The sequence below is a fragment of the Dendrosporobacter quercicolus genome (assembly GCF_900104455.1).
In the GTDB taxonomy this organism is placed as follows: Bacteria; Bacillota; Negativicutes; order DSM-1736; family Dendrosporobacteraceae; genus Dendrosporobacter; species Dendrosporobacter quercicolus.
Genome location: NZ_FNHB01000002.1, coordinates 162,685 through 183,440, shown reverse-complemented (window position 1 = coordinate 183,440; position 20,756 = coordinate 162,685). Strand labels below are relative to the sequence as shown.

General features: G+C 51.9%; 18 protein-coding genes and 1 riboswitch. Of the genes, 4 read left to right on the top strand and 14 right to left on the bottom strand.

Features of this window, described 5'->3' with window-relative positions:
* Positions 1-90: 90 nt before the first annotated feature.
* The 7 genes from BLR06_RS06915 to BLR06_RS06885 all read right to left on the bottom strand — a co-directional run bounded on the left by BLR06_RS06915 (position 91) and on the right by BLR06_RS06885 (position 6,281).
* Positions 91-435: a YezD family protein gene (locus BLR06_RS06915; RefSeq protein ID WP_092070406.1), complete on the bottom strand. Its 345-nt coding sequence runs from the start codon at positions 433-435 to the stop codon at positions 91-93.
* 22 nt (positions 436-457) lie between these two features.
* On the bottom strand, positions 458-1,603 hold the full coding sequence (locus BLR06_RS06910; protein ID WP_092070403.1) for a trans-sulfuration enzyme family protein: 1,146 nt from the start codon (positions 1,601-1,603) through the stop codon (positions 458-460).
* A gap of 74 nt (positions 1,604-1,677) precedes the next feature.
* Positions 1,678-2,493 (bottom strand): MetQ/NlpA family ABC transporter substrate-binding protein, encoded by an 816-nt coding sequence (locus tag BLR06_RS06905; RefSeq protein ID WP_092070400.1) that lies wholly within the window; start codon positions 2,491-2,493, stop codon positions 1,678-1,680.
* Positions 2,494-2,570: 77 nt separating this feature from the next.
* Complete coding sequence (locus tag BLR06_RS06900) at positions 2,571-3,224, bottom strand: methionine ABC transporter permease (protein WP_092070397.1); 654 nt, start codon at positions 3,222-3,224, stop codon at positions 2,571-2,573.
* A complete protein-coding gene (locus BLR06_RS06895) occupies positions 3,193-4,251 on the bottom strand; it encodes a methionine ABC transporter ATP-binding protein (RefSeq protein ID WP_092070394.1) in 1,059 nt (352 codons plus the stop codon). Before BLR06_RS06895 ends, BLR06_RS06900 begins: the two co-directional genes overlap by 32 nt.
* 21 nt (positions 4,252-4,272) lie before the next feature.
* Positions 4,273-5,091, bottom strand: coding sequence for a MetQ/NlpA family ABC transporter substrate-binding protein (locus tag BLR06_RS06890; RefSeq protein WP_092070390.1), 819 nt, complete (start codon positions 5,089-5,091; stop codon positions 4,273-4,275).
* 14 nt (positions 5,092-5,105) lie between these two features.
* Positions 5,106-6,281: a pyridoxal phosphate-dependent aminotransferase gene (locus BLR06_RS06885; RefSeq protein WP_092070387.1), complete on the bottom strand. Its 1,176-nt coding sequence runs from the start codon at positions 6,279-6,281 to the stop codon at positions 5,106-5,108.
* Positions 6,282-6,358: 77 nt separating this feature from the next.
* A riboswitch (SAM riboswitch) is annotated at positions 6,359-6,463 on the bottom strand.
* A 324-nt stretch (positions 6,464-6,787) separates the two neighbouring features.
* Here BLR06_RS06885 and bioB (BLR06_RS06880) point away from each other — a divergent pair.
* Positions 6,788-7,768, top strand: coding sequence for a biotin synthase BioB (bioB, locus tag BLR06_RS06880; RefSeq protein ID WP_092071132.1), 981 nt, complete (start codon positions 6,788-6,790; stop codon positions 7,766-7,768).
* A gap of 45 nt (positions 7,769-7,813) precedes the next feature.
* A complete protein-coding gene (gene bioB / locus BLR06_RS06875; protein ID WP_092071129.1) occupies positions 7,814-8,818 on the top strand; it encodes a biotin synthase BioB in 1,005 nt (334 codons plus the stop codon).
* Between the two features lie 126 nt (positions 8,819-8,944).
* Here the strand turns inward: bioB (BLR06_RS06875) and BLR06_RS06870 are convergent, their stop codons facing one another.
* A complete protein-coding gene (locus tag BLR06_RS06870; protein ID WP_092070384.1) occupies positions 8,945-9,919 on the bottom strand; it encodes a 2-hydroxyacid dehydrogenase family protein in 975 nt (324 codons plus the stop codon).
* Positions 9,920-10,193: 274 nt separating this feature from the next.
* Here BLR06_RS06870 and BLR06_RS06865 point away from each other — a divergent pair, with 274 nt between their 5' ends.
* Positions 10,194-10,985, top strand: coding sequence for an alpha/beta fold hydrolase (locus tag BLR06_RS06865; RefSeq protein WP_092070381.1), 792 nt, complete (start codon positions 10,194-10,196; stop codon positions 10,983-10,985).
* Positions 10,986-11,078: 93 nt separating this feature from the next.
* Entirely contained in the window at positions 11,079-12,251 is a 1,173-nt protein-coding gene (locus tag BLR06_RS06860; protein WP_092070378.1) for an MFS transporter, read from the top strand.
* Here BLR06_RS06860 and BLR06_RS06855 read toward each other — a convergent pair.
* The 6 genes from BLR06_RS06855 to BLR06_RS06830 all read right to left on the bottom strand — a co-directional run bounded on the left by BLR06_RS06855 (position 12,238) and on the right by BLR06_RS06830 (position 20,622).
* Complete coding sequence (locus tag BLR06_RS06855) at positions 12,238-14,256, bottom strand: LTA synthase family protein (protein WP_092070375.1); 2,019 nt, start codon at positions 14,254-14,256, stop codon at positions 12,238-12,240. The genes BLR06_RS06860 and BLR06_RS06855 overlap by 14 nt on opposite strands.
* A 108-nt stretch (positions 14,257-14,364) precedes the next feature.
* A complete protein-coding gene (larE, locus tag BLR06_RS06850; RefSeq protein WP_092070372.1) occupies positions 14,365-15,201 on the bottom strand; it encodes an ATP-dependent sacrificial sulfur transferase LarE in 837 nt (278 codons plus the stop codon).
* 126 nt (positions 15,202-15,327) lie between these two features.
* The gene (locus tag BLR06_RS06845) at positions 15,328-16,614 is read right to left on the bottom strand and encodes a homocysteine synthase (RefSeq protein WP_092070370.1); all 1,287 of its coding nucleotides are present in this window, start codon (positions 16,612-16,614) and stop codon (positions 15,328-15,330) included.
* Positions 16,615-16,781: 167 nt separating this feature from the next.
* Positions 16,782-18,278, bottom strand: a complete 1,497-nt coding sequence (locus BLR06_RS06840; protein ID WP_092070367.1) for a DASS family sodium-coupled anion symporter — start codon at positions 18,276-18,278, stop codon at positions 16,782-16,784.
* Between the two features lie 296 nt (positions 18,279-18,574).
* Complete coding sequence (locus BLR06_RS19485; protein WP_173812795.1) at positions 18,575-18,733, bottom strand: hypothetical protein; 159 nt, start codon at positions 18,731-18,733, stop codon at positions 18,575-18,577.
* A gap of 164 nt (positions 18,734-18,897) precedes the next feature.
* On the bottom strand, positions 18,898-20,622 hold the full coding sequence (locus BLR06_RS06830; RefSeq protein WP_092070361.1) for an ABC transporter ATP-binding protein/permease: 1,725 nt from the start codon (positions 20,620-20,622) through the stop codon (positions 18,898-18,900).
* Positions 20,623-20,756: the final 134 nt, after the last annotated feature.

The following is a 20,756-nucleotide window of genomic DNA, read 5'->3' as shown; positions in this document are numbered from 1 at the left end:
AGTTATTAAGTTTAGTATAGGCCTGTTCCCGGCCATTGTCAATACCTTTTTCTCCATCGAAACAATTTATCTTATTCTTCCTGGCGGCGGTTATATGCCGTCCCCGTAAAGCCCCTCGACTTCAGGGAAACGGCGCTTTTCAGTCTTTTCCAGCTGAACAATTTTTCCGTCCTGAATTTTGATCAGCACCTGACCATATTGCAGGCCGGCTATTTCCGATAAAATCTTTGAACGGACAATTTTTAAGCCTTCGGCGCTTTTTTTACTGCCGGTTGAATTGCCGCCTTTCGCTGTGAGCAATATCTTCTCCGTACGTTCAATCTGAACAACTCTTGCGTCCTGAACAATTAAGGTAAGTGAACCAAAATGAACGTCAATGATTGCCTGCTCAATAACGTCATGGACAATTTTTGGAAATTCGCTCGCTTTTTTCAACGATATCCCCCCAATGCAAGCTTTACTCTGCCGCCTGCCACTCCAAGGCTTGCGCCAAATCGGCAATGATATCCTCAGCCGCTTCAATGCCCACAGATAACCGCAGCAACCGGTCGGTTATCCCCAGACGCTCACGTACCGCAGGCGGCACATCGGCATGCGTTTGAACAGCCGGCAGGGTAATCAGGGTTTCCACCCCGCCCAGACTTTCGGCGAACCGCACCAGTTTGACCTTTTCCAAAACAGCAGCCGCCTCCCGGGCGCCGGCTACGGTAAATGACAGCATTCCGCCATAGCCTGTGGCCTGAGATTCGTGAATACATTTTCCTGGATGGCCGGTTAAGCCGGGGTAATATACCGCCTTGACCGCCGGATGGCCCGCCAGCCACTCTGCCACCGCCAAGGCGTTGGCGTTATGTTTTTCCATCCTTAAGGCCAGTGTTTTCATACTGCGCATTAACAACCAGCTGTCATTGGGACTTAAAATAGCGCCGGTGGAATTCTGTATATATTTTACCTGTTCGGCCAATTCGGCTTCCCTGGCTACCACCAGGCCACAGACTAAATCATTGTGACCGGCCAGATATTTCGTCCCGCTATGGATAACCAAATCCGCCCCCAGGGTGAGCGGACGCTGAAAATACGGCGTCAGAAAAGTATTGTCAACAATACAGTGCGCGTCAGCGGCTTTAGCCAACTCAACCATTGCGCGGATATCAGCAATTTTCATTAAGGGATTGGTTGGAGTCTCCACAATAATTGCCCTGGTGTTATGTTGAACAGCCTGAGCCACTTCCCGGGTATTGCTGCCGTCCACAAAGGTTACCGACAGCCCAAACCGGGCAAACACCTGATCCAGCACCCGGTAAGTGCCGCCATAGCAGTCTTCGACTACAATGACATGGTCGCCCGCGGCGTATAACATCAATACCGCCGTCACCGCGGCCATGCCGGATGAAAAGGCATAGCCGGCCGCCCCCTCTTCCAGTCTGGCGATTCCTTCCTCCAGCACCTTGCGGGTGGGATTCTGACTGCGGGTATAATCATAACCGGTGCTCTGCCCTAAAGCCGGGTGCCGGAAAGTGGCGGACTGATAAATCGGTGTGCTGATTGCACCGGTATCGTCGGTACAAACGCCAATATGAACTGTTTTTGATTCAAATTTCATTAATCCACCCCGCTGCTTTGTAAAATCCCCCCCTTCGGAATGAAGGGGGGATCAGCCTGCTATGTTTAAATTTTTTAGAACGCCGGCACTACCGCGCCCTGATATTTTTCCGTAATAAATTTCTTGACTTCAGGTGAAGTCAGAGCTTTGGCCAGTTTTTGAATTTCCGGCCGATTCTCGTCGCCTTTACGGACAACCAGAATGTTTACATAGGGAGAATCGTTCTGTTCAATCACCAGCGCATCCCTGGTTGGCACCAGCTTAGCTTCCAGGGCATAGTTGGTGTTAATTACGGCGGCCGCTACATCTTCGAGCGCCCGCGGCAGTTGGGGAGCTTCCAGTTCGCGGATTTTTACATTCTTGGCATTTGCGGTAATGTCGCTGACGGTAGCATTGACCCCCGCGCCTTCTTTCAACGTGATTACGCCCGCTTTAGCCAGTAAAGCCAGAGCGCGGCCGCCATTGCTGGGATCGTTGGGAATAGCAATTTCGGCTCCATTGGCCAGTTCACCGATTGTTTTAATTTTATGGGAATAAATACCCATCGGCTCAATGTGTATCGCGGCTATATTCGCCAGTTGCAAATTGCGTTCACCGGCGAATTTGTCAAGATAAGGGATGTGCTGGAAAAAATTCGCATCCAGTTCTTTGTCGGCAACCGCCAGATTTGGTCTTACATAGTCAGTCATCTCAACGATTTGCAAATCAACGCCCTCTTGGTCCAGAGCAGGCTTAATCACTTGCAGAATTTCAGCATGAGGAACAGCAGTAGCCCCGATTTTGACCACAGTTTTACCGGCAGGCGCCGCAGCCTGCTTGGTATTGCCGCAACCGGCCGCCATACCGGCCAAGGCCAATACCACTAACATAAACAACGCAATCTTTTTCACAAGAAGCCCCCCTATTATTTTTTGGGAAACGCCACTATCGTGTTAAGGCTGAAAAAACGGCAGGATAGTCGCATTTCCTATTTTTTGTTCAGCCGGCGCGAAGCATAATCTCCGACCGACTGAACAATTTGAACCTGAGCAATCAGAATAACTACGGTAGCCAGCATGATATCAACCCTGAAGCGCTGATAGCCATACCGGATGGCTAAATCGCCCAAACCGCCGCCGCCAATTGCACCGGCCATTGCCGAATAACCAATCAGGCTAATGACCATAATGGTCAGGCCAAGCACGATAGATGGCAATGCCTCTGGAATGAGCACCTTGACAATAATCTGCCAGGGCGTGGCGCCCATCGCCTGAGCCGCTTCAATGACCCCGTATTCGACTTCTTTTAGCGAGGTTTCCACCAGCCGCCCCACAAACGGAATTGCCGCAATACTAAGCGGCACAATCGCCGCATCGGTGCCGATTGAGGTACCTACCAGCAGGCGGGTCAGGGGAATAATCGCAACCATTAAAATAATAAATGGCGTGGAGCGGGCCGCATTGACAATCGCCCCCAGAATCCGGTTCAGCGGAAGATTTTGCATGATATGGCCCTTGTCGGTGGTAATCAGGACAACCCCCAGCGGAATACCCAGCAGGGCCGCAATCGCCGAGGAGACGGCAACCATATAGGTAGTTTCCCATAAAGCCTTAACCAGCAGCTCGATCATGTCTTGTGACATAGCCAATCACCTCAATTCCCAGCTTGCGGGCCTGTAAATAATTCAAAGCATTTTCAATGCCCTGCGGTTCGCCGGAGATTTCAATGACCAGCGTACCATAAGGCGTGCTCTGAATATGGTCAACATTGCCGTAAATAATGTTGGCGTCAACATTAAACCGTCTGATCAGCCCGGCAATCACCGGTTCTTCCGCCGAATCGCCAATGAACGACAGTCTGATAACCAGCGTACTGTCCGGCAGCGGCGTCGGCGAGAATGCGGTGTCGGCGAAAATAGCCGGAATATCGTGGTTGATAATCGCACTGATAAATTCACGGGTGGTGCTGGACTGAGGTTTGGTGAAAATATCCAACACCGGCCCCTGCTCAATAATGACGCCGTTTTCAATTACCGCCACTTTGTCGCAGATTTCTTTAATGACTTGCATCTCATGCGTGATCAACACAATGGTCAGCTGAAGCTTGCGGTTAATATCCTTGAGCAATTCTAAAATTGATTTGGTGGTCTGCGGGTCCAGGGCCGAGGTAGCCTCATCGCATAATAATACCTTCGGCCTGTTGGCCAGCGCTCTGGCAATACCCACCCGCTGCTTCTGACCGCCGCTTAATTGCGCGGGATACTGATCACGCTTATCGGTCAAACCGACTAAATCCAGGAGCGGCGCAACTTCTTGCTCGATTTCAGCCCGGCTTTTGCCGGCCAGTTCCAGCGGAAAGGCAATATTGTCATAAACCGTACGGGATGACAGCAAATTAAAATGCTGGAAAATCATGCCCATTTGCTTGCGGGCTTCACGCAGCTGGCGTTCGCTCATTATGGTTAAATCCTGACCGTCGACCATTACCCGGCCGCCGGTCGGCCGTTCCAGCATGTTAATGCAACGAATAAGCGTACTTTTGCCGGCGCCGCTTTTCCCGATAACCCCGTAAATTTCGCCGCGCCGGACCGACAGATCAATGCCTTTAATGGCATGAACAGCCGCCCCTGCCCCTTGATACACTTTTTCAATTTGCAAAAGTTCAATCATTGTTTTTCTCCTTCAGACAAATTACCAGGCCGCAACTACCGAACCTTTGAAATGATCGGCCAGGAATTTTTTCACTTCTTCCGAATGGTAAGCCTTAATCAGCTTTTGATACGCCGGATGATCTTTGTCCTGCGTACGGACAGCAATGACATTGGCATAGGGAGAATTGGCATCTTCAATGACCAGGGCGTCACGGGTCGGCACCAGACCGGCCACAACAGCATAGTTGGTGTTGATGGCCGCAAAATCAACATCGTCCAGTGAACGCGGGATTTGCGCCGCCTCCAGTTCTCTTACTTTGATATTTTTAGGATTTTCGGCAATATCGGCGGCGGTGGCGCTCAGACCGGCATTGGGTTTAAGTTTAATGAAACCGGCTTTTTCCAGAACAAACAGCGCGCGGCCGCCATTGGTCGGATCATTGGGAATAGCCACTGTGGCTCCCGGCTGAACATCGGCAATATTGTTGAATTTTTTAGAATAAAGGCCCATAGGGAAAATAACCGTTTTCGCAATCGATTCAATCTGATACCCGCGGTCTTTCACCTGGTTATCCAGGAAAGGCTGGTGCTGATAGCTGTTTAAATCAATATCGCCCTGATTCAGCGCAACATTCGGCTGAATATAATCATTAAATTCCACAACCTCAATTTTCAGTCCGTCCTGCTCGGCGGCTTTCTTAACAACATCCATAATTTCGGCATGAGGCCCGGCAGTAACTCCGATTTTAAGCGGCTTATCCGGAACTGCCGCCTGTTTCTGCCCGCCGCAGCCTGCCAATAGGCTTAAGCTGAGCGCAAGCGTAAGTGTCAAAACAAAAAGTTTGCCGTATTTTTTCATCCTGTTTTTCCTCCTTATTTTTTGATCAAAGCTTTTAATTTAGCAAGCCTGCCGGCGGCTGACTGCAAGGTGTCGAAGTTTTTGCAAAAACAAAATCTGACATAAGTATTGCCGTCAGTCGTCGTACTGCGGTAAAACGTCGAGCCAGGCACCACAGCCACGCCAATTTCCCGGGTTAGAAAATATGTAAATTCTATATCGTCATCATAGCCGAACGGCGTTATGTCGGCCATGATGTAATATGCACCGGCAGGCTTAATGCATTTAAATCCGGCATCTTCCAGGGCGCTGATTAAAAAATCGCGGCGTTCCTGATAAAAATCGCTCAGTTCACGGTAATACGCAGGCTCAAACTTAAAAGCATCTACTACGGCAGTCTGCAATGGAGCGGCAGCGCCCACCGTCAGAAAGTCATGCACTTTCCGGATCGCCTGCGTGATTTCCGGCGAAGCTGTTACGAAACCGATGCGCCAGCCGGTGACACTGTAAGTTTTGGATACGCTGTTGACGGCAATTGTCCGTTCGGCCATCTCCGGCAGTGTCCACATTGGAATATGCGCAGCGCCATCGTAAGTAATATGCTCATAAATCTCATCCGTAATGGCCAAGGCATCAAACTCCCGGCATAAGCCGGCGATAAACTCCAGCTCGTCCCGGCGGAAAACCTTGCCGGTAGGATTATTCGGCGTATTAATAATAATTGCTCTGGTTTTTTCGGTAAAAGCGGCTCTAAGCTCTGCAAAATCAAAACCATAATCCGGCGCATTGAGTTTTATGTATTTGGGGATAGCGCCGCACAGCACCACATCAGCGCCATAGTTTTCATAAAACGGCTCAAAAATTATGACCTCCTCGCCGGGATTTATTGTAGCAAGCAAGGCGGCGATCATTCCCTCGGTCGCACCGCAGCAAACGGTGATTTGCCGTTCAGGGTCAAACTCCACTTGATAATCGCGCCTGATCTTAGCGGCAATCGCATCCCGCAGCTCTTTCGTACCCCAGGTAACGGCATACTGATTATGGTCCGCAAAAACGGCTCTGGCCGCCGCTGCCTTTAATTCCTCCGGCGCTGGAAAATCCGGAAATCCCTGAGCCAGATTAATCGCCTGATATTGCGCCGCCACGCGGGACATTTCACGGATGACTGATTCGGTAAATTGTTGGGCTTTGACTGAAGTAAAATTTCTCATGCGATCCATCCTTTCAAAAACTAAAAAAAACTCTTTTCCGTGAGGAAAAGAGTTCACACCTGCGTGTTACAACTTTCCTCTCATCTCTCAGGATGTAACAATCCTGCTGGATTTGGCACCACTACATTACTGCCGGTTGCCGGGCGTCATCGGGCCAGTCCCTCGACCTCTCTAGATAAGAGCTTAGATTTTTTTGTTACAAAATTGATAATACCACTCCCTATGGATAAAGTCAATACTTCTCTTTCATTGAAATAGCAAATTGCAGCCTGATTTTCGCGTTTACGGCCGTACTCCGGCACCCCAGCAACCCGAATTGTGCAGATACCGCTGCCTATTCACTTGCATTTTCAAGCTTGGCGCGGCACTGGTCTGCCTGCAGATTTTTTCCTGCTTTCTATTTACAAGCAGGTATTCAAGCTTGTATGATATATATGTTAACCAAAATAATTTTAACGGTTAACATATGCACGATTAAACTACCGGACCGAAGGGAGGGTCTGAACCTGAACGCACTGGACATTGTCGATTTAGGGGAAAAAGTTCTGAACGGCCGGTTCATCACCTCTGAAGAAGCGTTGGCGCTGACGGCAACGGTAAACCAGGATATCCCGTTGCTAGCCGCTTACGCCAACAAAATCCGGCAACAGTTCGCCGGAAATACAGTTGATATGTGCGGCATTATCAGCGCCCGTACAGGACGCTGCTCTGAAAACTGTAAGTTTTGCGCCCAGTCTGTTCATCACCAGACAGCCATAGCCGCCCATCCGCTACTGTCAACCGAGGCTATCGTCAATGCCGCCAGGCAGGCCCGGGCGAACGGCGCCAAGCGCACCAGCATTGTAACCAGCGGCAGGGGAATGGATAACCAGTCGCTGTTTTTGGCCATTGTCGCCGCTATTCAGGCAATTCACCGGGAAACAGACCTGTCGGTCTGCGCCAACCTTGGCGCCATTACTCCTGATCAGGCGAAAATACTGGCCGCCGCCGGAGTCCGGCGCTATGCCCATAATCTTGAAACCAGCCGCCGTTTCTATCCCGAAATCTGTACCACCCACTCCTTTGAGGACCGTCTGTCAACAATTCAGGCAGCGCAGTCCGCCGGCCTGGAACTGTGCACCGGAGGCATCATCGGGCTGGGAGAAAGTTGGCAGGACCGTATTGACCTGGCGTTTACCCTGCGGGAAATCGGGGTGCATTCCGTGCCGCTGAATATTCTTAATCCGATCAAAGGCACGGCCCTGGAGCAGTCTGTCCCGCCCACGCCGCTGGAATGTATCAAAACCTTTGCCATTTTCCGGTTTATTCTGCCGGGCGTTGTTATCCGGCCGGCCGGCGGCCGGGAAATCAACCTCCGCGACATGCAGGGAGCTTTAATGCTGTCCGGCGTCAACGGCCTGATTGTCGGCCACTATCTTACTTTCACCGGGCGGGCTGCGCCGGCCGACTTCACCATGGTAACGGATGCCGGTTTATTTCCGGCCTAGTACCTGATAAAAGCTACCGGTATCTGAGTAACAAAGGAGATCATGATAATGAGCTATGATTTAATTTTTGAACTTGGCCGAAAGGTGTTAAGCGGCAAAGAACTCACTTTTGACGAAGCAATGGCCCTTACCGCAATTGAGGAAGCCGATATTCCCATTTTACTGGGGGTTGCCAATAAAGTCCGGGAACAGTTCACCGGCAAGGCTGTCGACACCTGTGAAATTGTGAGCGCCCGTTCGGGCAACTGCTCGGAAAATTGTAAATTCTGCGCCCAGTCGGCTCACCATAACGAAGTACAGTTCACCGCATATCCCCTGATGAGCGAAGATGACATTGTCACTGCCGCCAAGCAGGCCGAACAGGACGGCGCTTCCCGCTTCTGCATTGTAACTGCCGGCTGCGGCGCCGAAGGAGATCCCGACTTTGACAAAATTATCAAAGCCATCAAACGAATCGGCCGTGAAACGGCGCTGAACCGCTGCTGTTCCCTGGGCACCTTACGTGAAGACCACGTAAAAGCGCTGAAGGACGCCGGTATCACGCGGTATCATCATAACCTCGAAACCAGCGAGAGTTTCTTTCAGGAAATCTGCACGACCCACACGTATCAAGACCGTATTGCCACAATTAAACGAATCAAGGCCCAGGGCCTGCAGGTCTGTTCAGGCGGCATTATCGGCATGGGGGAAAGCTGGCGTCAGCGCATTGAACTGGCCTTCACCCTGAAAGAGCTTGATGCCGACTCTGTCCCGGTTAACGTGCTCAACCCCATTAAGGGGACACCGCTGGAAAACAGCGCCCGCCTCAAACCGCTGGAAATTCTCCAGACTTTCGCCATCTTCCGCCTGATCCTGCCGGCCAAAATTATCCGTTATGCCGGCGGCCGCGAACACAGTCTCGGCGAGCTGGTTCCGCTTGGCTATCTATCGGGCATCAACGGCGCCCTGATCGGCAATTACCTGACCACTTCCGGCCGGGGAGCCCGCCGGGACCTGGACACCATTGCCGGCCTGGGCCTGCAGCCGGCCTGCCAGAGCAGCAAGGCATAGCGAACTGTGCTTGATCCGCGCGAAGGGCACAAAGCGGGTTCAGGAAGGATTCGGCGCACTGTAATTTGGATGAACAAAAAAGTTCCGGCGCAGCCAAAGCGACGCCGGAACTTTTTTTGACCTAATTCATTTATAAATTTCCGGGTTTACACAGTTAATGGGCTTTTGGCCTTTGAGGACGGCAATAATATTTCTCGCGGCGATAGCGGCCATTTGATCGCGGGTCTCGACTGTGGCATTGCCCAGATGAGGGCAAAGCACAACATTGTCCAGTGCTTCCAGACCAGCGGTAACCGCAGGCTCAAATTCATAAACATCCAGTCCGGCCCCGGCAATGCTTTTATTCTGAAGGGCAGTTAACAGCGCCTGTTCATCGACAAGCGGGCCGCGGGCGGCATTGATCAAAAACGCCGTGCTTTTCATGCTTGCCAGTTGCTCTGCCCCGATCAAATGGCGCAGCGAAGGATGATAGCTTACATGAAACGTCAGGAAATCGGCCTTGGCAATGACATCCTTCAATTCACAGTATTCGGCATTCAGCTGTTGTTCCTGCTCCGGGCTTAAGCGGGTCCGGGAGTAATAAATAACCGGCATTTCAAATCCCTGCGCCCGGCGGGCCACGGCCTTGCCAATATTGCCCATGCCGATAATGCCCAGTGTTTTTCCCGTTACTTCCGTTCCCAAGTGATACAGCGGCGCCCAGCCGCCAAATTTTCCGGCCCTGGTATTCTTGTCGCCTTCCACAATCCGGCGGGCCACGGCCAGCATCAGCCCCCAGGTTAAGTCCGCCGTGGCATTGGTAGAAACCTGCGGTGTGTTGGTCACCGGTATTTTGCGGGCGCTGGCGGCAGCCACATCAATGTTATTAAAACCGGCCCCGTAATTGGCGATAATTTTTAACCCGGGGTTGGACTGAATAATCTCGGCGTCGATATGATCCGAAAGTAAGGACAGCAAAGCATCCGCGCCGGCCAACCCGGCGATAATTTCAGCCTTGGACAATAGCCGCAGATCAGGGTGCATGGTCACATCAAATTCCTGTGACAGCAATTCATACGCAAGCTGCGGTATCAATCCGGAAATAAAGACTTTTGGTCGCATGGCGTTACCTCCCCAAATTGCCGCTGCGCGAGAGCAGCCGCTTGTTTATCATTATACTTATTTTACACCGTGCGCTGTTATCTGTACAATTCATTTTCTCCGGCAGCCGGCTAAAGACAGGCAGACAATGGCCGCATTATGGTATAATTAAACTAGGCGCAGTTCAACCCCCGGCTTTGGACTTGGCCGATTACCAGACCCTTATTTGGGGATATTGAGCATGAACTCCGGCTTTTAACGGCACAATAATAGCACCAACCAAAAGGAAACTGCCATGCCATTGTTAAAAACCGCGAAAACAAGCTTATTTTATTCTGATGACGGCGACGGCAAGCCGCTGATATTCATTCACGGCCTGGGCGCCAGCGGCAAAATGTTTGAACCGCAAATAACGGAATTCAGCCCGACGCACCGGGTTATCTGCCCCGATTTGCGGGGCAGCGGCCGGTCAGGACGTCTGACCGGCCCTGTCGCCGGCCTGCTTGACCGTCAATGCGATGATATCGCCGATTTAATGGATTGCCTGGGTGTACCCCGTGCTGTAGTCTGCGGTGTTTCCTACGGCGGCGTAGTCACCTGTCATTTTGCTTTACGTTATCCTGAAAAAGTCCGGGCGGTGATTATTGTCGACTCAGCCGGCGATACCGAGCCGGTCAGTGTGAAGGAAAGGCTCATTTTAATTAGCCTTTGCGCCGCTTTCTGGCTGATTTACCTGCCCTTGCCCCTGCTGCTGTCGGCAATCAGGCGCCAATACCGGCGCTGGCCGCTGGCCGCGCGCCATATTGCCCATATCGCTAAAAACCTGCGCAAACGGGAAACGGTATTGCAGCAATTTGCCCTGCTGCGGGCTAACCACACCAGACGGCTTCACCAATTGAACTGCCCGGTCCTCGGCATTGTCGGCAGCGCTTTGGCAATAAGCCTTCGTCTGATGCAGCGCGCCATGCAAAAAATCAGAGACTCCGAACTGTATGTCATCACCAATTCCATAGACCCCACCAACCTTTGCCAGCCGGAACGCTTCGCCGAACTGGTTCGCGGGTTTCTAAACCGGCTTAACTGGTAAGCCGGCAGTGCCCGGATTGCCAGCACAGGAAAGAACCCCGCAGCGTTAATCTATCCCAAAGTTAATGTCTTACAGGATGGAGGGCTATTTGCGATGAATCAGCCAATCGCCACTGCTAAGCTTTGGTCCAAAGACTTCCTATTGGTCATTGCGGTTAATTTCCTGGTATTTACCGCCATGTATATGCTGCTGCCCACGCTGCCGTTATATGCGCAGGACATGAGCGGCAGCCAGTCGATGGCCGGCCTGATCGTCGGAATATTCACGCTGGCGGCAGTGGCCTTCCGGCCGTGGTTTGGCAACCTGCTGGATCATACCGGGCGTAAAAATATCCTGCTGGCGGGCATGGCCATTTTTGCCGTTACAACCGCCGCCTACAGCGGAACCACACTGATTATCGTTCTGCTGGCTATCCGGCTGCTGCAAGGCATCGGCTGGAGCGCCACAACCACCGCCACCGGCACAATTGCTTCTGATGTTATTCCGGCTGCCCGCCGGGCTGAAGGAATGGCCTATTTTGGCATGGCCTCCACGGCGGCCATGTCGGTTGGACCGGCCTGGGGGCTCTATCTTACCGCCCAATCCGGCTATTCCAGCCTGTTTGCTCTGGCGGCTGGCCTGGCAGCGCTGGGTTTGGCAACCGCCTGCTTGATCAAGGGGGAGCACCCGGCTCCGGGGATCGGCAAAACTGCCCGCCGGGGCGTAATGATTGAGAAAACAGCAGTACCGCCCTCACTGGTACTGCTGCTGGTCTCTTTTACCTATGGCGGTATTTTAACCTTCCTGCCGGCCTATGCCGCTTTCCGGGGAGTTGCTGACAGCGGCGTATTTTTTACAACTTTCGCCCTGGCTTTACTGCTCACCAGACCATTGATGGGCAGGTCGGCGGACAAATTTGGCTTCTCCGCTGTTTTACTGCCCGGAATGCTCTTATTGGCGGCGGCTTTACTGGTACTGCTGTTCGCAACCTCGCTGACCGGCTTTTTAATTGCGGCCGTACTGTATGGCCTGGGTTTCGGCTCGGTTCAGCCGATTTTGAACGCAATCGCCATTACTTTAACCCGCCCGGAACGCCGGGGTGCGGCCAATGCGACTTTTATGTCGGCAATGGACACCGGCATCGGCCTGGGGGCGATCATCTGGGGTGTCGTAGCTGAAAAGCTTGGCTTCACCTATATCTACGGCTGCTCGGCAGCGCTGATTTTGCTGGCGCTGGGCTTGTATCTCATCTTATTGCACAAACGGCTGCCGGCTAACGCGAATTAAGCGTGCCGCCATTTTTCATCCGCCACCAGGAGACTGCCCGCAAACAATCGATCTCCTGTTCTAGTTGCGTCCAGCCCGGCGCTGGTCCGGCGGTCCTATCGCCGTGAATTGGCTCAACCGGTCCGTTTTCATCCCTGCCAATATACTCGCCGGTTATCCAGAAACCGTAATTTATCCCCACAGGATTGCCGCCGGTCAGGCTGGCCCCCACCGAGTAATAAGAGAAGCCGGCCGGCGCCACCAGTTCAATTAAAGTGGGAGCAATATTGATATGGCTGCCGGCGGTTTTTTCGGAAAAAACAGCTTTACTGATACCTGGCCCGCAAACAACCAGCGGAATGCCATACCGCTCATACAGCCCGGGACTGGTTTCAATATTCAGCCGGTCCGCATGATCGCCTACAATAAGGAAAAGACTGTCCGGATAACGGCTGCGCGCCCTGGCTACGAATTGGGCCAGCATTTGGTCAGCATACCAGAAATGCCCCAGCTGTTTAATGAATTCCTGATTCGCTTTCAATTTATCCGGCAGCCCGGCCCTTATTTTTTCCGGTTCAAAACCTTCCGCCGCCAGGTCCACCGTATATGGGGCATGATTGGAAACCGTTAAAATAACGTTGAAGGTTGGCGGCTGATCTTTTGTACCGGCCAATACCGCGTCAAACAGGTATTTGTCGTCACTGCCCCATACATTGCCGGCCGCGCTGGGATAATCGCCCCTGCCGTAAAATTCTTCAAACCCCTGGGCCAGAACGAAATCCTTAACCCGCTCCCAGGAGCTTGGACCGGCATACCAAAACCTTGGCTGATAGCCAAGACGTTTCAGTTGCGGTGCAATAGCAGTGGGAAATTGCTCGCGATAGCCTTCCGGAATGCAATTTAAATACAGATTGGCATCGGTAAAGCCGGTCGTTATGCCCAGCACGCCGGAAATCGTGCTCATCCCGTTAGGCAGCATGGCCCGCACATACGCGGCATCCTGCCGGGCAATAATGGCCTTGAGTCCATTGGCAATGTTCAAATCGGCATACTGCGGCAGCAGCGGCCAATTGGCATAACTCTCCGCAATAATCAGGAAGATGTGGGCCGGTTGCTTGACGATCGCCCCCCTGGCCGATTTTTTCAGGTATTCGTCCAAATCCTCTGTTGTTGTTTGCTTACCGGATAAATGCCGCCCATACCCGGCCATCCGGGCCGGGTCAACGGCAAGGCCCGTTGAGCTCAGCATCCGCTCATGCAATTCGTACGCCCGGTACAAGGCCTGAAGATCATCCAGCACAGCTTCATTTAACAACTGATCCCCGGTAATGCCGGAGTTCTCCCAGTCAATATTATCGGCATAAGTCATGCTGCCGCCAAACCGGATAAAAACAGTCAACTGATAGACAAGAAGCAGAAAAGCCGCCCGAACGGCAATGTTTTGATACTTGCGGGAAAAGCGCGGCCAGGGAATGATCCTGTAAAACAGCCAGCCCCGCAGGGCTTGGCGCAGCAGCCAGGCCGTCAGCCCGGCCAGCACAAGCCGGGGCAGCAAATTGTACTGTTCGAGCAGGGTATAGAATAAAGCATAGCCATCCTCCTGAAAGGTATTGAATATCAATTGGTTAAAGCCCATATGAAATTGCTCATAATAAGGCATCCTGGCATAAAACAGCAGGCTGAGCAAGCCTACATAAAAAGTTCCAAGCATCAGGCGGAGCCGGTTGGGGCTGCGTTTAACGGCAAGCTGCCAGCCTAAGCATAGAAAAAACGACAGCAGCGCCAGCAAACCGGCGCTCTTGAGGCTAATCCGCAACCCGTAATAGCAAGCTGTTAAAATATCTGAAAAAACAGTCAATTCTCTCAGATAGTGATGCATAACCAGAATGAAGACTGCCCTAAACAGGCAGATGACCCCAACTAAAAACAGCAAAAGTTTTAAGTCCTGCTGAACGTTTTCGTAAAAATGTTCCCAGTTGAACGGCAAAATAAGACTTCCCTTCACAGCTTTGGCAATTGGCGGCATTGTTTAGAGATCAGCCTGCTTTTCCGGCCGAAAAAAAACTTCCCGCAGTTACTGCAAGCAGTAAACTGTAGGAAGTTTCGACTTTTTAAAACAAAATCCTTGTTATTTTTACAAATTATTCGCAAGATCCAGGGTTTCATTCAAGCTCCCTGTCCGGTAGCCCTGTAAATCAAGCACCACAAAAGTAAAGCCAAGCCGCTTTAATTCAGCGGCAATCGCCTTGGCGGCCGCCGGCTGAGCCAGTACCGCGATATCCGGCTCGGCAACCTCAATACGGGCCAGATTGCCGTGGTGTCGTACCCTGATTTGGCCTGAACAAAATTTACGGATGAAAGCTTCAGCCAGTTCCACCTGTTTGAGTCGTTCGGCGGTTACCGGCAAGCCATAAACAATCCGGGAGGATAAACAGGCTGCGCTAAGCTTATTCCAGGTCGGCAAGCCCCACTGCTCGGAAACCGCTCTAATTTCAGCTTTGGTCAGCCCGGCCTCCAGCAAAGGACTCCTTACCCCGGCCAGCTCGTCCACCGCCTGCATCCCCGGCCGGTAATCGTCAACATCATCAGCATTAGAACCCTCCAGCACCCAGTCATAACCGTACTCGCCGCCCCACCTGGCAATTGACCCCAGGCGCTGCTTTTTGCAGTAATAGCAGCGTTTGGCATCATTGGCCACAAATTCGGCGCTTTCCAGTTCACTAATCGCCACTAACTCGTGTTTTATACCAATCAGGGCGGCAAGCTTGACCGCTTCGCGCTGCTCGCTGGCCGGCAGGGTTTCCGAACAGGCGGTTACGGCAATGGCCCGCTCGCCCAGCGCTCTGACCGCGGCAGCGGCCAGAAACGTACTGTCAACACCGCCGGAAAAGGCCACCGCCGCACTTTTGCAGCCGGCAATGATCTCATTAAGTCTGGCCAGTTTTTTATCTAACCCAGTCACGTTCATCATCTCCACTCATGCTTGGCTTGCATTCATATATGCAGGTATGATTCTCCCTTAAATGGCAAGAATCCTTTATCAATGATGAAGGGGCAGGTTGCATTTTCCGGGCGGCAACAGTGGAGAGAGGCGGCCTTACCTGGCCGCCGCCAAGGCCTGTTTGATATCTGCAATAATATCGGCGCTGTCTTCAATGCCCACCGACAGGCGAATCATATCATCCGGCGCCCCGGCTTTGGCCCGTTGCTCGGAGGTCAGTTGCGAATGCGTGGTGCTGGCGGGATGAATAACCAGCGATTTGGCATCGCCGACATTGGCCAGAATGGAAAATAGCCGCAGGGAATCGATAAATTTCTTACCTGCTTCCAGCCCGCCTTTAATGCCAAACGTTAATATTGCCCCGGCGCCTTTGGGCAGATATTTCTGCGCCAGTTGGTAAGCGCCGTCGGTTTCCAGACCGGGGAAATTGACCCAGCTGACCTGGTCATGCCCGGCCAGGAATTTGGCCACCGCCAAAGCGTTTTGACTGTGCCGCTCCATCCGAAGATGCAGGGTTTCCAGTCCCTGCAAAAACTGGAAACTGTTAAATGGACTGACCGTAGCGCCCAAATCGCGCAGCACCTGAATCCGCAGGCGGACAATATAAGCCAGTTCGCCCAGCGCGGTTGTATAGCTCAGGCCATGATAACTGGGATCAGCTTCAGTTAATAAGGGGAATTTGCCGTTCGTCCAGTCAAATTTGCCGCTGTCTACGACCACGCCGCCCATTGAAGTACCATGGCCGCCAATAAATTTCGTGGCCGAATGCAAAACAATATCCGCCCCATGTTCAAATGGACGGCATAAATAAGGGGTTGCCAGGGTATTGTCGATAATGAGCGGAATGCCCTGCTGGTGGGCCACTTCGGCCACAGCCGCAATATCCAGAATATCGATGCGGGGATTGCCGATGGTTTCGGCAAAAACCGCTTTGGTTTTTGCGGTTATCGCCTGCCGGAAATTTTCAGGGTTGCCGGGATCAACCAGTTTGACCTTAATGCCCAGACGAGGCAGGGTATAAGTAAACATGTTATAGGTTCCGCCGTAAAGTGATGCCGAACTGACAATTTCGTCGCCCGCCTGGGCGATATTCAATATCGAACCGCTGATCGCGGCATGGCCTGAGGCAAACGCCAGCCCCCCAACGCCGCCTTCCAGCGCCGCTATCCGCTTTTCAAAAACATCGCTGGTCGGATTCATGATACGGCTATATATATTGCCAGGTTCTTTTAACGAAAATAAGTTAGCGCCATGTTCACTGTCCCGGAAATTATAGGAGGTTGTCTGGTAAATAGGCACTGCCCGTGCTCCGGTGGCCGGGTCAGGCTCCTGCCCGGCATGCACTGCCAGGGAAGCAAAACTAAGATTTTCAGGTAAAGCCATGATTTCGAACCCCTTTCGTCTTTTCCTCATTGCCAATCCAAAAGAAAAGGCTGAAGAACACCCCGTTGCAGGGGTAATCTCAGCCTTCAGTTCTCCTGATCAGCGATATAATTTTGTTACAATTAAACCACGATTTTAAAACGGTGTCAAGAATAATCCTAACCTTGTTATAAAACACCAATCCACTGCCAATAGGTTGCGCCCATCAGCAGCACCAGTAAATAGGCAATCACCGTCAGCGGAATACCAGTCTTGATAAAATCCTTTACCTCAAACGTATCGGTGCCGTAAGCCACCATATTCTGGGGAGCATTCACCGGCAGAATAAAGCCGAAACTCACCACATACTGTAAAACCATCGTCATCCCCACCACATTAATGCCCGGCGTTGTCACACTCTGCAATACGGAAATAATAATGGGAATCATTGCGGCAGCCAAAGCGGTGGCACTGGCAAAGCCCAGATGGATAATAATTAAAAACGCGGCCAATACGGCCAGGATCGTCAAAGCCGGCATCGTCTGGAGGCCAAACCAGACGACAATAAATTTGGCCAGCCAGGCTGCCGCCTGCGTGGAAAGCAGCGCCGAGCCCAGGCTAATCCCAATACCGAATAAAATCAGCGTTCCCCATGGTATCTGGCTTTGGGCCTCCCGCCAAGTCATGATTCCGACGTTGGGCAGCAGCATGAAAGCAATGGCGGCGATGGTTGTGGATGAGGTGTCAAAGGGATGAAGGATCTTTTCTGTTGACCAGAACAATAATAAGATAACCGAAATTGCCATCAGCTTTTTTTCACTGACAGTCATCGTTCCCAGGTCTTGCAGGGCCTTTTCCACCACCGCTTTGCCGCCGGCAATTTCGTCCATTTCCGGCGGCATAATTTTTAACAGAACATAATACAGCGCCACCGACATAATCACCGCAAACGGTAAAGCTGCCACAAACCATTCCATCCAGGTAATGTATTTACCCAGTTGTTTTTCGATAAACCCCATGGCAATCATATTTTGCGCCGCCGCAGTCTTAATGCCCACGTTCCAGATACTGTCGGCTTGAGCAACCGCAATCATCATGATGCCGGCAAACCGGCTTTTCCTCTCAACGCCGAAAGCCATGATAATGCCCATCACAATGGGTACCATGCAGGAAACCCGGGCTGTCGTACTGGGCACAAAGAAACTCAAAATCAGGCCGACAAGGATTACTCCGGCCAGAAGGCGATTGGTTTTAGTGCCGATTTTGGACATAACCACCAGAGCAATCCGGCGGTCAAGACCGGTCTTGGTCATTGCCGCAGCCAAAAACAATGCGCCCCCGACCAAAGCGAGCGCGGTATTGCTAAAACCGCTAAGCGCTATGGTCAAAGCCTTACTTGTCCCCAGCAGATTTTGCGGATTGGCCGGATCGGGAGACAGGCCCAGCAGAAAGGCCATTAACACCATAATGACCGCCGCGCTGACCGGATAAGAAATGGTATCTGTCATCCAAACAATGACCGAAAACATTAAAATCCCCAGCATCCGCTGTCCCGCCACCGGCAACCCGTCCGGTACAGGCAGGGCGACAATGACTGCCAGCACCGCCAGCGCCAGCACAAGCCCGTACCGCTTTCCCAGGGACTCGCTGCAGGCCTGCCCCGAATCCAAAGTTTTTCTGACCATTGCCATCACCCCTTCCAGGCATTTCGGGAAATATTTTAAACAGTTCAGTTAAAACATTCCATATATGAATAATGCTACATTACAATGTATAATTATACGTATTATAGCAAAACACCGCCTAACGATCAATACGCTGATAATTAATATAGCAAAAAATACCAGCCGGCTAACAGAACTGACCGATCCGCCGGTATGCAAAAAGGGACTGCGGAAAAACTTGTTGCCAAGTTATCCGCAGCCCCTTTTAAGACTTATATTGCTCTACTTCATTTGCTGCACCAAATGGACAGGATCCGCTATGCTCCGGCTGAAACCTTGCCTTCCGCATACCTGAACCACTTCTTGCAAACCGGGCAGCGGCATTTCGCCCGGCTGATCGCCCAGGCCAGCAGTTTACCGCATACCGGACATCTGAAAGGCACTAAACCGGGTGATTGGACGTCCTCTTCAGACATAATAATTCTCCTTCCCTCAACGCCGTAAGTTTTCCGGCAGGCATCGGCGGTTCATTACGTGTGTGCACTGCCCCGGCGCAACCGGTCCCAGCCCCGCCGGCCGCCTTATTTACCTGTATCTTCCATATTGTTCTGGATATTCCTCCCAGTAAAACAATTATTTTCTATAACTGCAGCAAACTCCACTTACCGTCTCCATCCAGACTGAGCTTCATTTTATGATAGCCGGTTAACGTATTGCGGTGGCCAATACTGATAATCGCAGTAGTTGCAAGCTGTTCTTTCAGCTGCCGGTACAACCAGCGCTCAGTACTTTCGTCAAGCGCGGAGGTGGCTTCATCTAAAAACAGCCACTGCGGCTGCTGCAGCATCACCCTGGCAAAAGCAATCCGCTGCTGCTCGCCCAAAGACAGAATATGCGACCAGTTATCAGCCATATCCAGCTTGCCAGTAAATTCACTTAACCGGCATATCGCCATGATTTCCTTAATCCGGCTATCGGATATCAAGCCGCCGCCATACGGATAAAGCAAAGCATCGCGCAGTGTGCCCTGCGGCAAATAGGGCTTTTGCGGCAAAAACAGCATACTTTGTCCGGCCGGCCGGCGGATCGTTCCCTGGCCAAACGGCCAGATGCCGGCCATTGTCCGCATAAGAGTGCTCTTTCCGCAGCCTGACTGTCCGGTAATCAGCAGTGAATCGCCGGCGGCCAGCCTAAGCTCCAGCTGCTTGAGCAGCCGGACGCCATTGGGCAGCGCAACATCCAGCCCGCTGACCTGCAATTCAGAGTCGGCAGTATCAACAATCTTGACCCCTTCGTTCCCCGCCTGGGCATTCACCTGCGCAACATTCGCGTCAAAGCCCAGCAGACGGTTGACCACCGCTTGCCATTCAGCCAAGGAAGTATAACTACTTATAAAGAAAGAGAATCCCTCCCGGACCTTGTCAAAGGCTGTCACCGTCTGCATAAGACCGCCTAAGGCCAGCTGACCGCCAAAGTAGCGGGGAGCTACCACCAGGATTGGAAAAATAATCGCAATCTGACTGTAACCGGAGGTAAACCAGGTCAGTTTCTTCCGGCGCAGCATGATTGTCCAAAAATTGTCAAACACTTTTTTGAACCGCTTAGAAAAATTGATCTCCTCCTGACGTTCACCGCCATAAAAGGCAATGCTTTCGCTGTTTTCCCTAAGCCGTATCAAACTAAACCGGAAATCCGCCTCGTAGCGCTGCTGATGATAATTGAGCGCAATCAGCGGCCGGCCGATTTTGACCGTCAGCCAGGTGCCAAGCACGGCATAAATAAAAGATACCCAGACCAGATAACCGGGGATAGCCACTTGGTGTCCGCCCAACGGCAAAACAAGCTCCCCCGACAGGTTCCAGAGGATGACGGCAAATGACGCCAGCGTGACCGTTGTTCTCAGCAAGCCCACCGATAAGTCGAGGGTTAAGGTGGTAAATAAATTTAAATCCTCACTGATGCGCTGGTCGGGATTGTCGGAGCTGTTGTCCAGCAGCTGCAGCCGGTAGTAGGTCTGATTGTGCAGCCAGGTTCGCAGGTAGCGTCCGGTCAGCCAGCGCCGCCAGTTGATTTCCAGCATCTGCTGCAAATACATCGCGTAAACGGCAATGATAATATACACAGCCGCCAACAGTGAGAACTCACCCACCAGACTCCAGAACCGATCTATGTCATAGTCTTGCAGGGAGTTGTAAAACCGGTTATTCCACTTATTCAGCAATACCAGCATATACACAACCGCGAGGTTCAGCAGCACGATTGCCGTTAGCAAAGACCGGGCCCGCCACTTTTCTTCCGAATGCCAGTAGGTCCTGGTTAAATTCCACATTCCCTTAAAAAAACTACGGTTCAGCGTCGGCCGCATATCGCAATACCTCTCATCGTCAGATTATTTTTCAAAAAAGTTAAACTGGTAATTCGCTGCAATTAGAATAAATCCTGCCGCCTGATTTCTGTGATTGTCAAAAAAATAAAAGGAATGCGCCCGTTGAATCGCTC

What these genes read in the sequence shown, in the direction of transcription:
- BLR06_RS06910 (WP_092070403.1), bottom strand. Translation starts at nt 1,603, where the DNA reads ATGAAATTTGAATCAAAAACAGTTCATATTGGCGTTTGTACCGACGAT.
- BLR06_RS06900 (WP_092070397.1), bottom strand. Translation starts at nt 3,224, where the DNA reads ATGTCACAAGACATGATCGAGCTGCTGGTTAAGGCTTTATGGGAAACT.
- BLR06_RS06895 (WP_092070394.1), bottom strand. Translation starts at nt 4,251, where the DNA reads ATGATTGAACTTTTGCAAATTGAAAAAGTGTATCAAGGGGCAGGGGCG.
- BLR06_RS06890 (WP_092070390.1), bottom strand. Translation starts at nt 5,091, where the DNA reads ATGAAAAAATACGGCAAACTTTTTGTTTTGACACTTACGCTTGCGCTC.
- BLR06_RS06885 (WP_092070387.1), bottom strand. Translation starts at nt 6,281, where the DNA reads ATGAGAAATTTTACTTCAGTCAAAGCCCAACAATTTACCGAATCAGTC.
- BLR06_RS06870 (WP_092070384.1), bottom strand. Translation starts at nt 9,919, where the DNA reads ATGCGACCAAAAGTCTTTATTTCCGGATTGATACCGCAGCTTGCGTAT.
- BLR06_RS06865 (WP_092070381.1), top strand. Translation starts at nt 10,194, where the DNA reads ATGCCATTGTTAAAAACCGCGAAAACAAGCTTATTTTATTCTGATGAC.
- BLR06_RS06860 (WP_092070378.1), top strand. Translation starts at nt 11,079, where the DNA reads ATGAATCAGCCAATCGCCACTGCTAAGCTTTGGTCCAAAGACTTCCTA.
- BLR06_RS06855 (WP_092070375.1), bottom strand. Translation starts at nt 14,256, where the DNA reads ATGCCGCCAATTGCCAAAGCTGTGAAGGGAAGTCTTATTTTGCCGTTC.
- larE (WP_092070372.1), bottom strand. Translation starts at nt 15,201, where the DNA reads ATGATGAACGTGACTGGGTTAGATAAAAAACTGGCCAGACTTAATGAG.
- BLR06_RS06845 (WP_092070370.1), bottom strand. Translation starts at nt 16,614, where the DNA reads ATGGCTTTACCTGAAAATCTTAGTTTTGCTTCCCTGGCAGTGCATGCC.
- BLR06_RS06840 (WP_092070367.1), bottom strand. Translation starts at nt 18,278, where the DNA reads ATGGTCAGAAAAACTTTGGATTCGGGGCAGGCCTGCAGCGAGTCCCTG.
- BLR06_RS19485 (WP_173812795.1), bottom strand. Translation starts at nt 18,733, where the DNA reads ATGTCTGAAGAGGACGTCCAATCACCCGGTTTAGTGCCTTTCAGATGT.
- BLR06_RS06830 (WP_092070361.1), bottom strand. Translation starts at nt 20,622, where the DNA reads ATGCGGCCGACGCTGAACCGTAGTTTTTTTAAGGGAATGTGGAATTTA.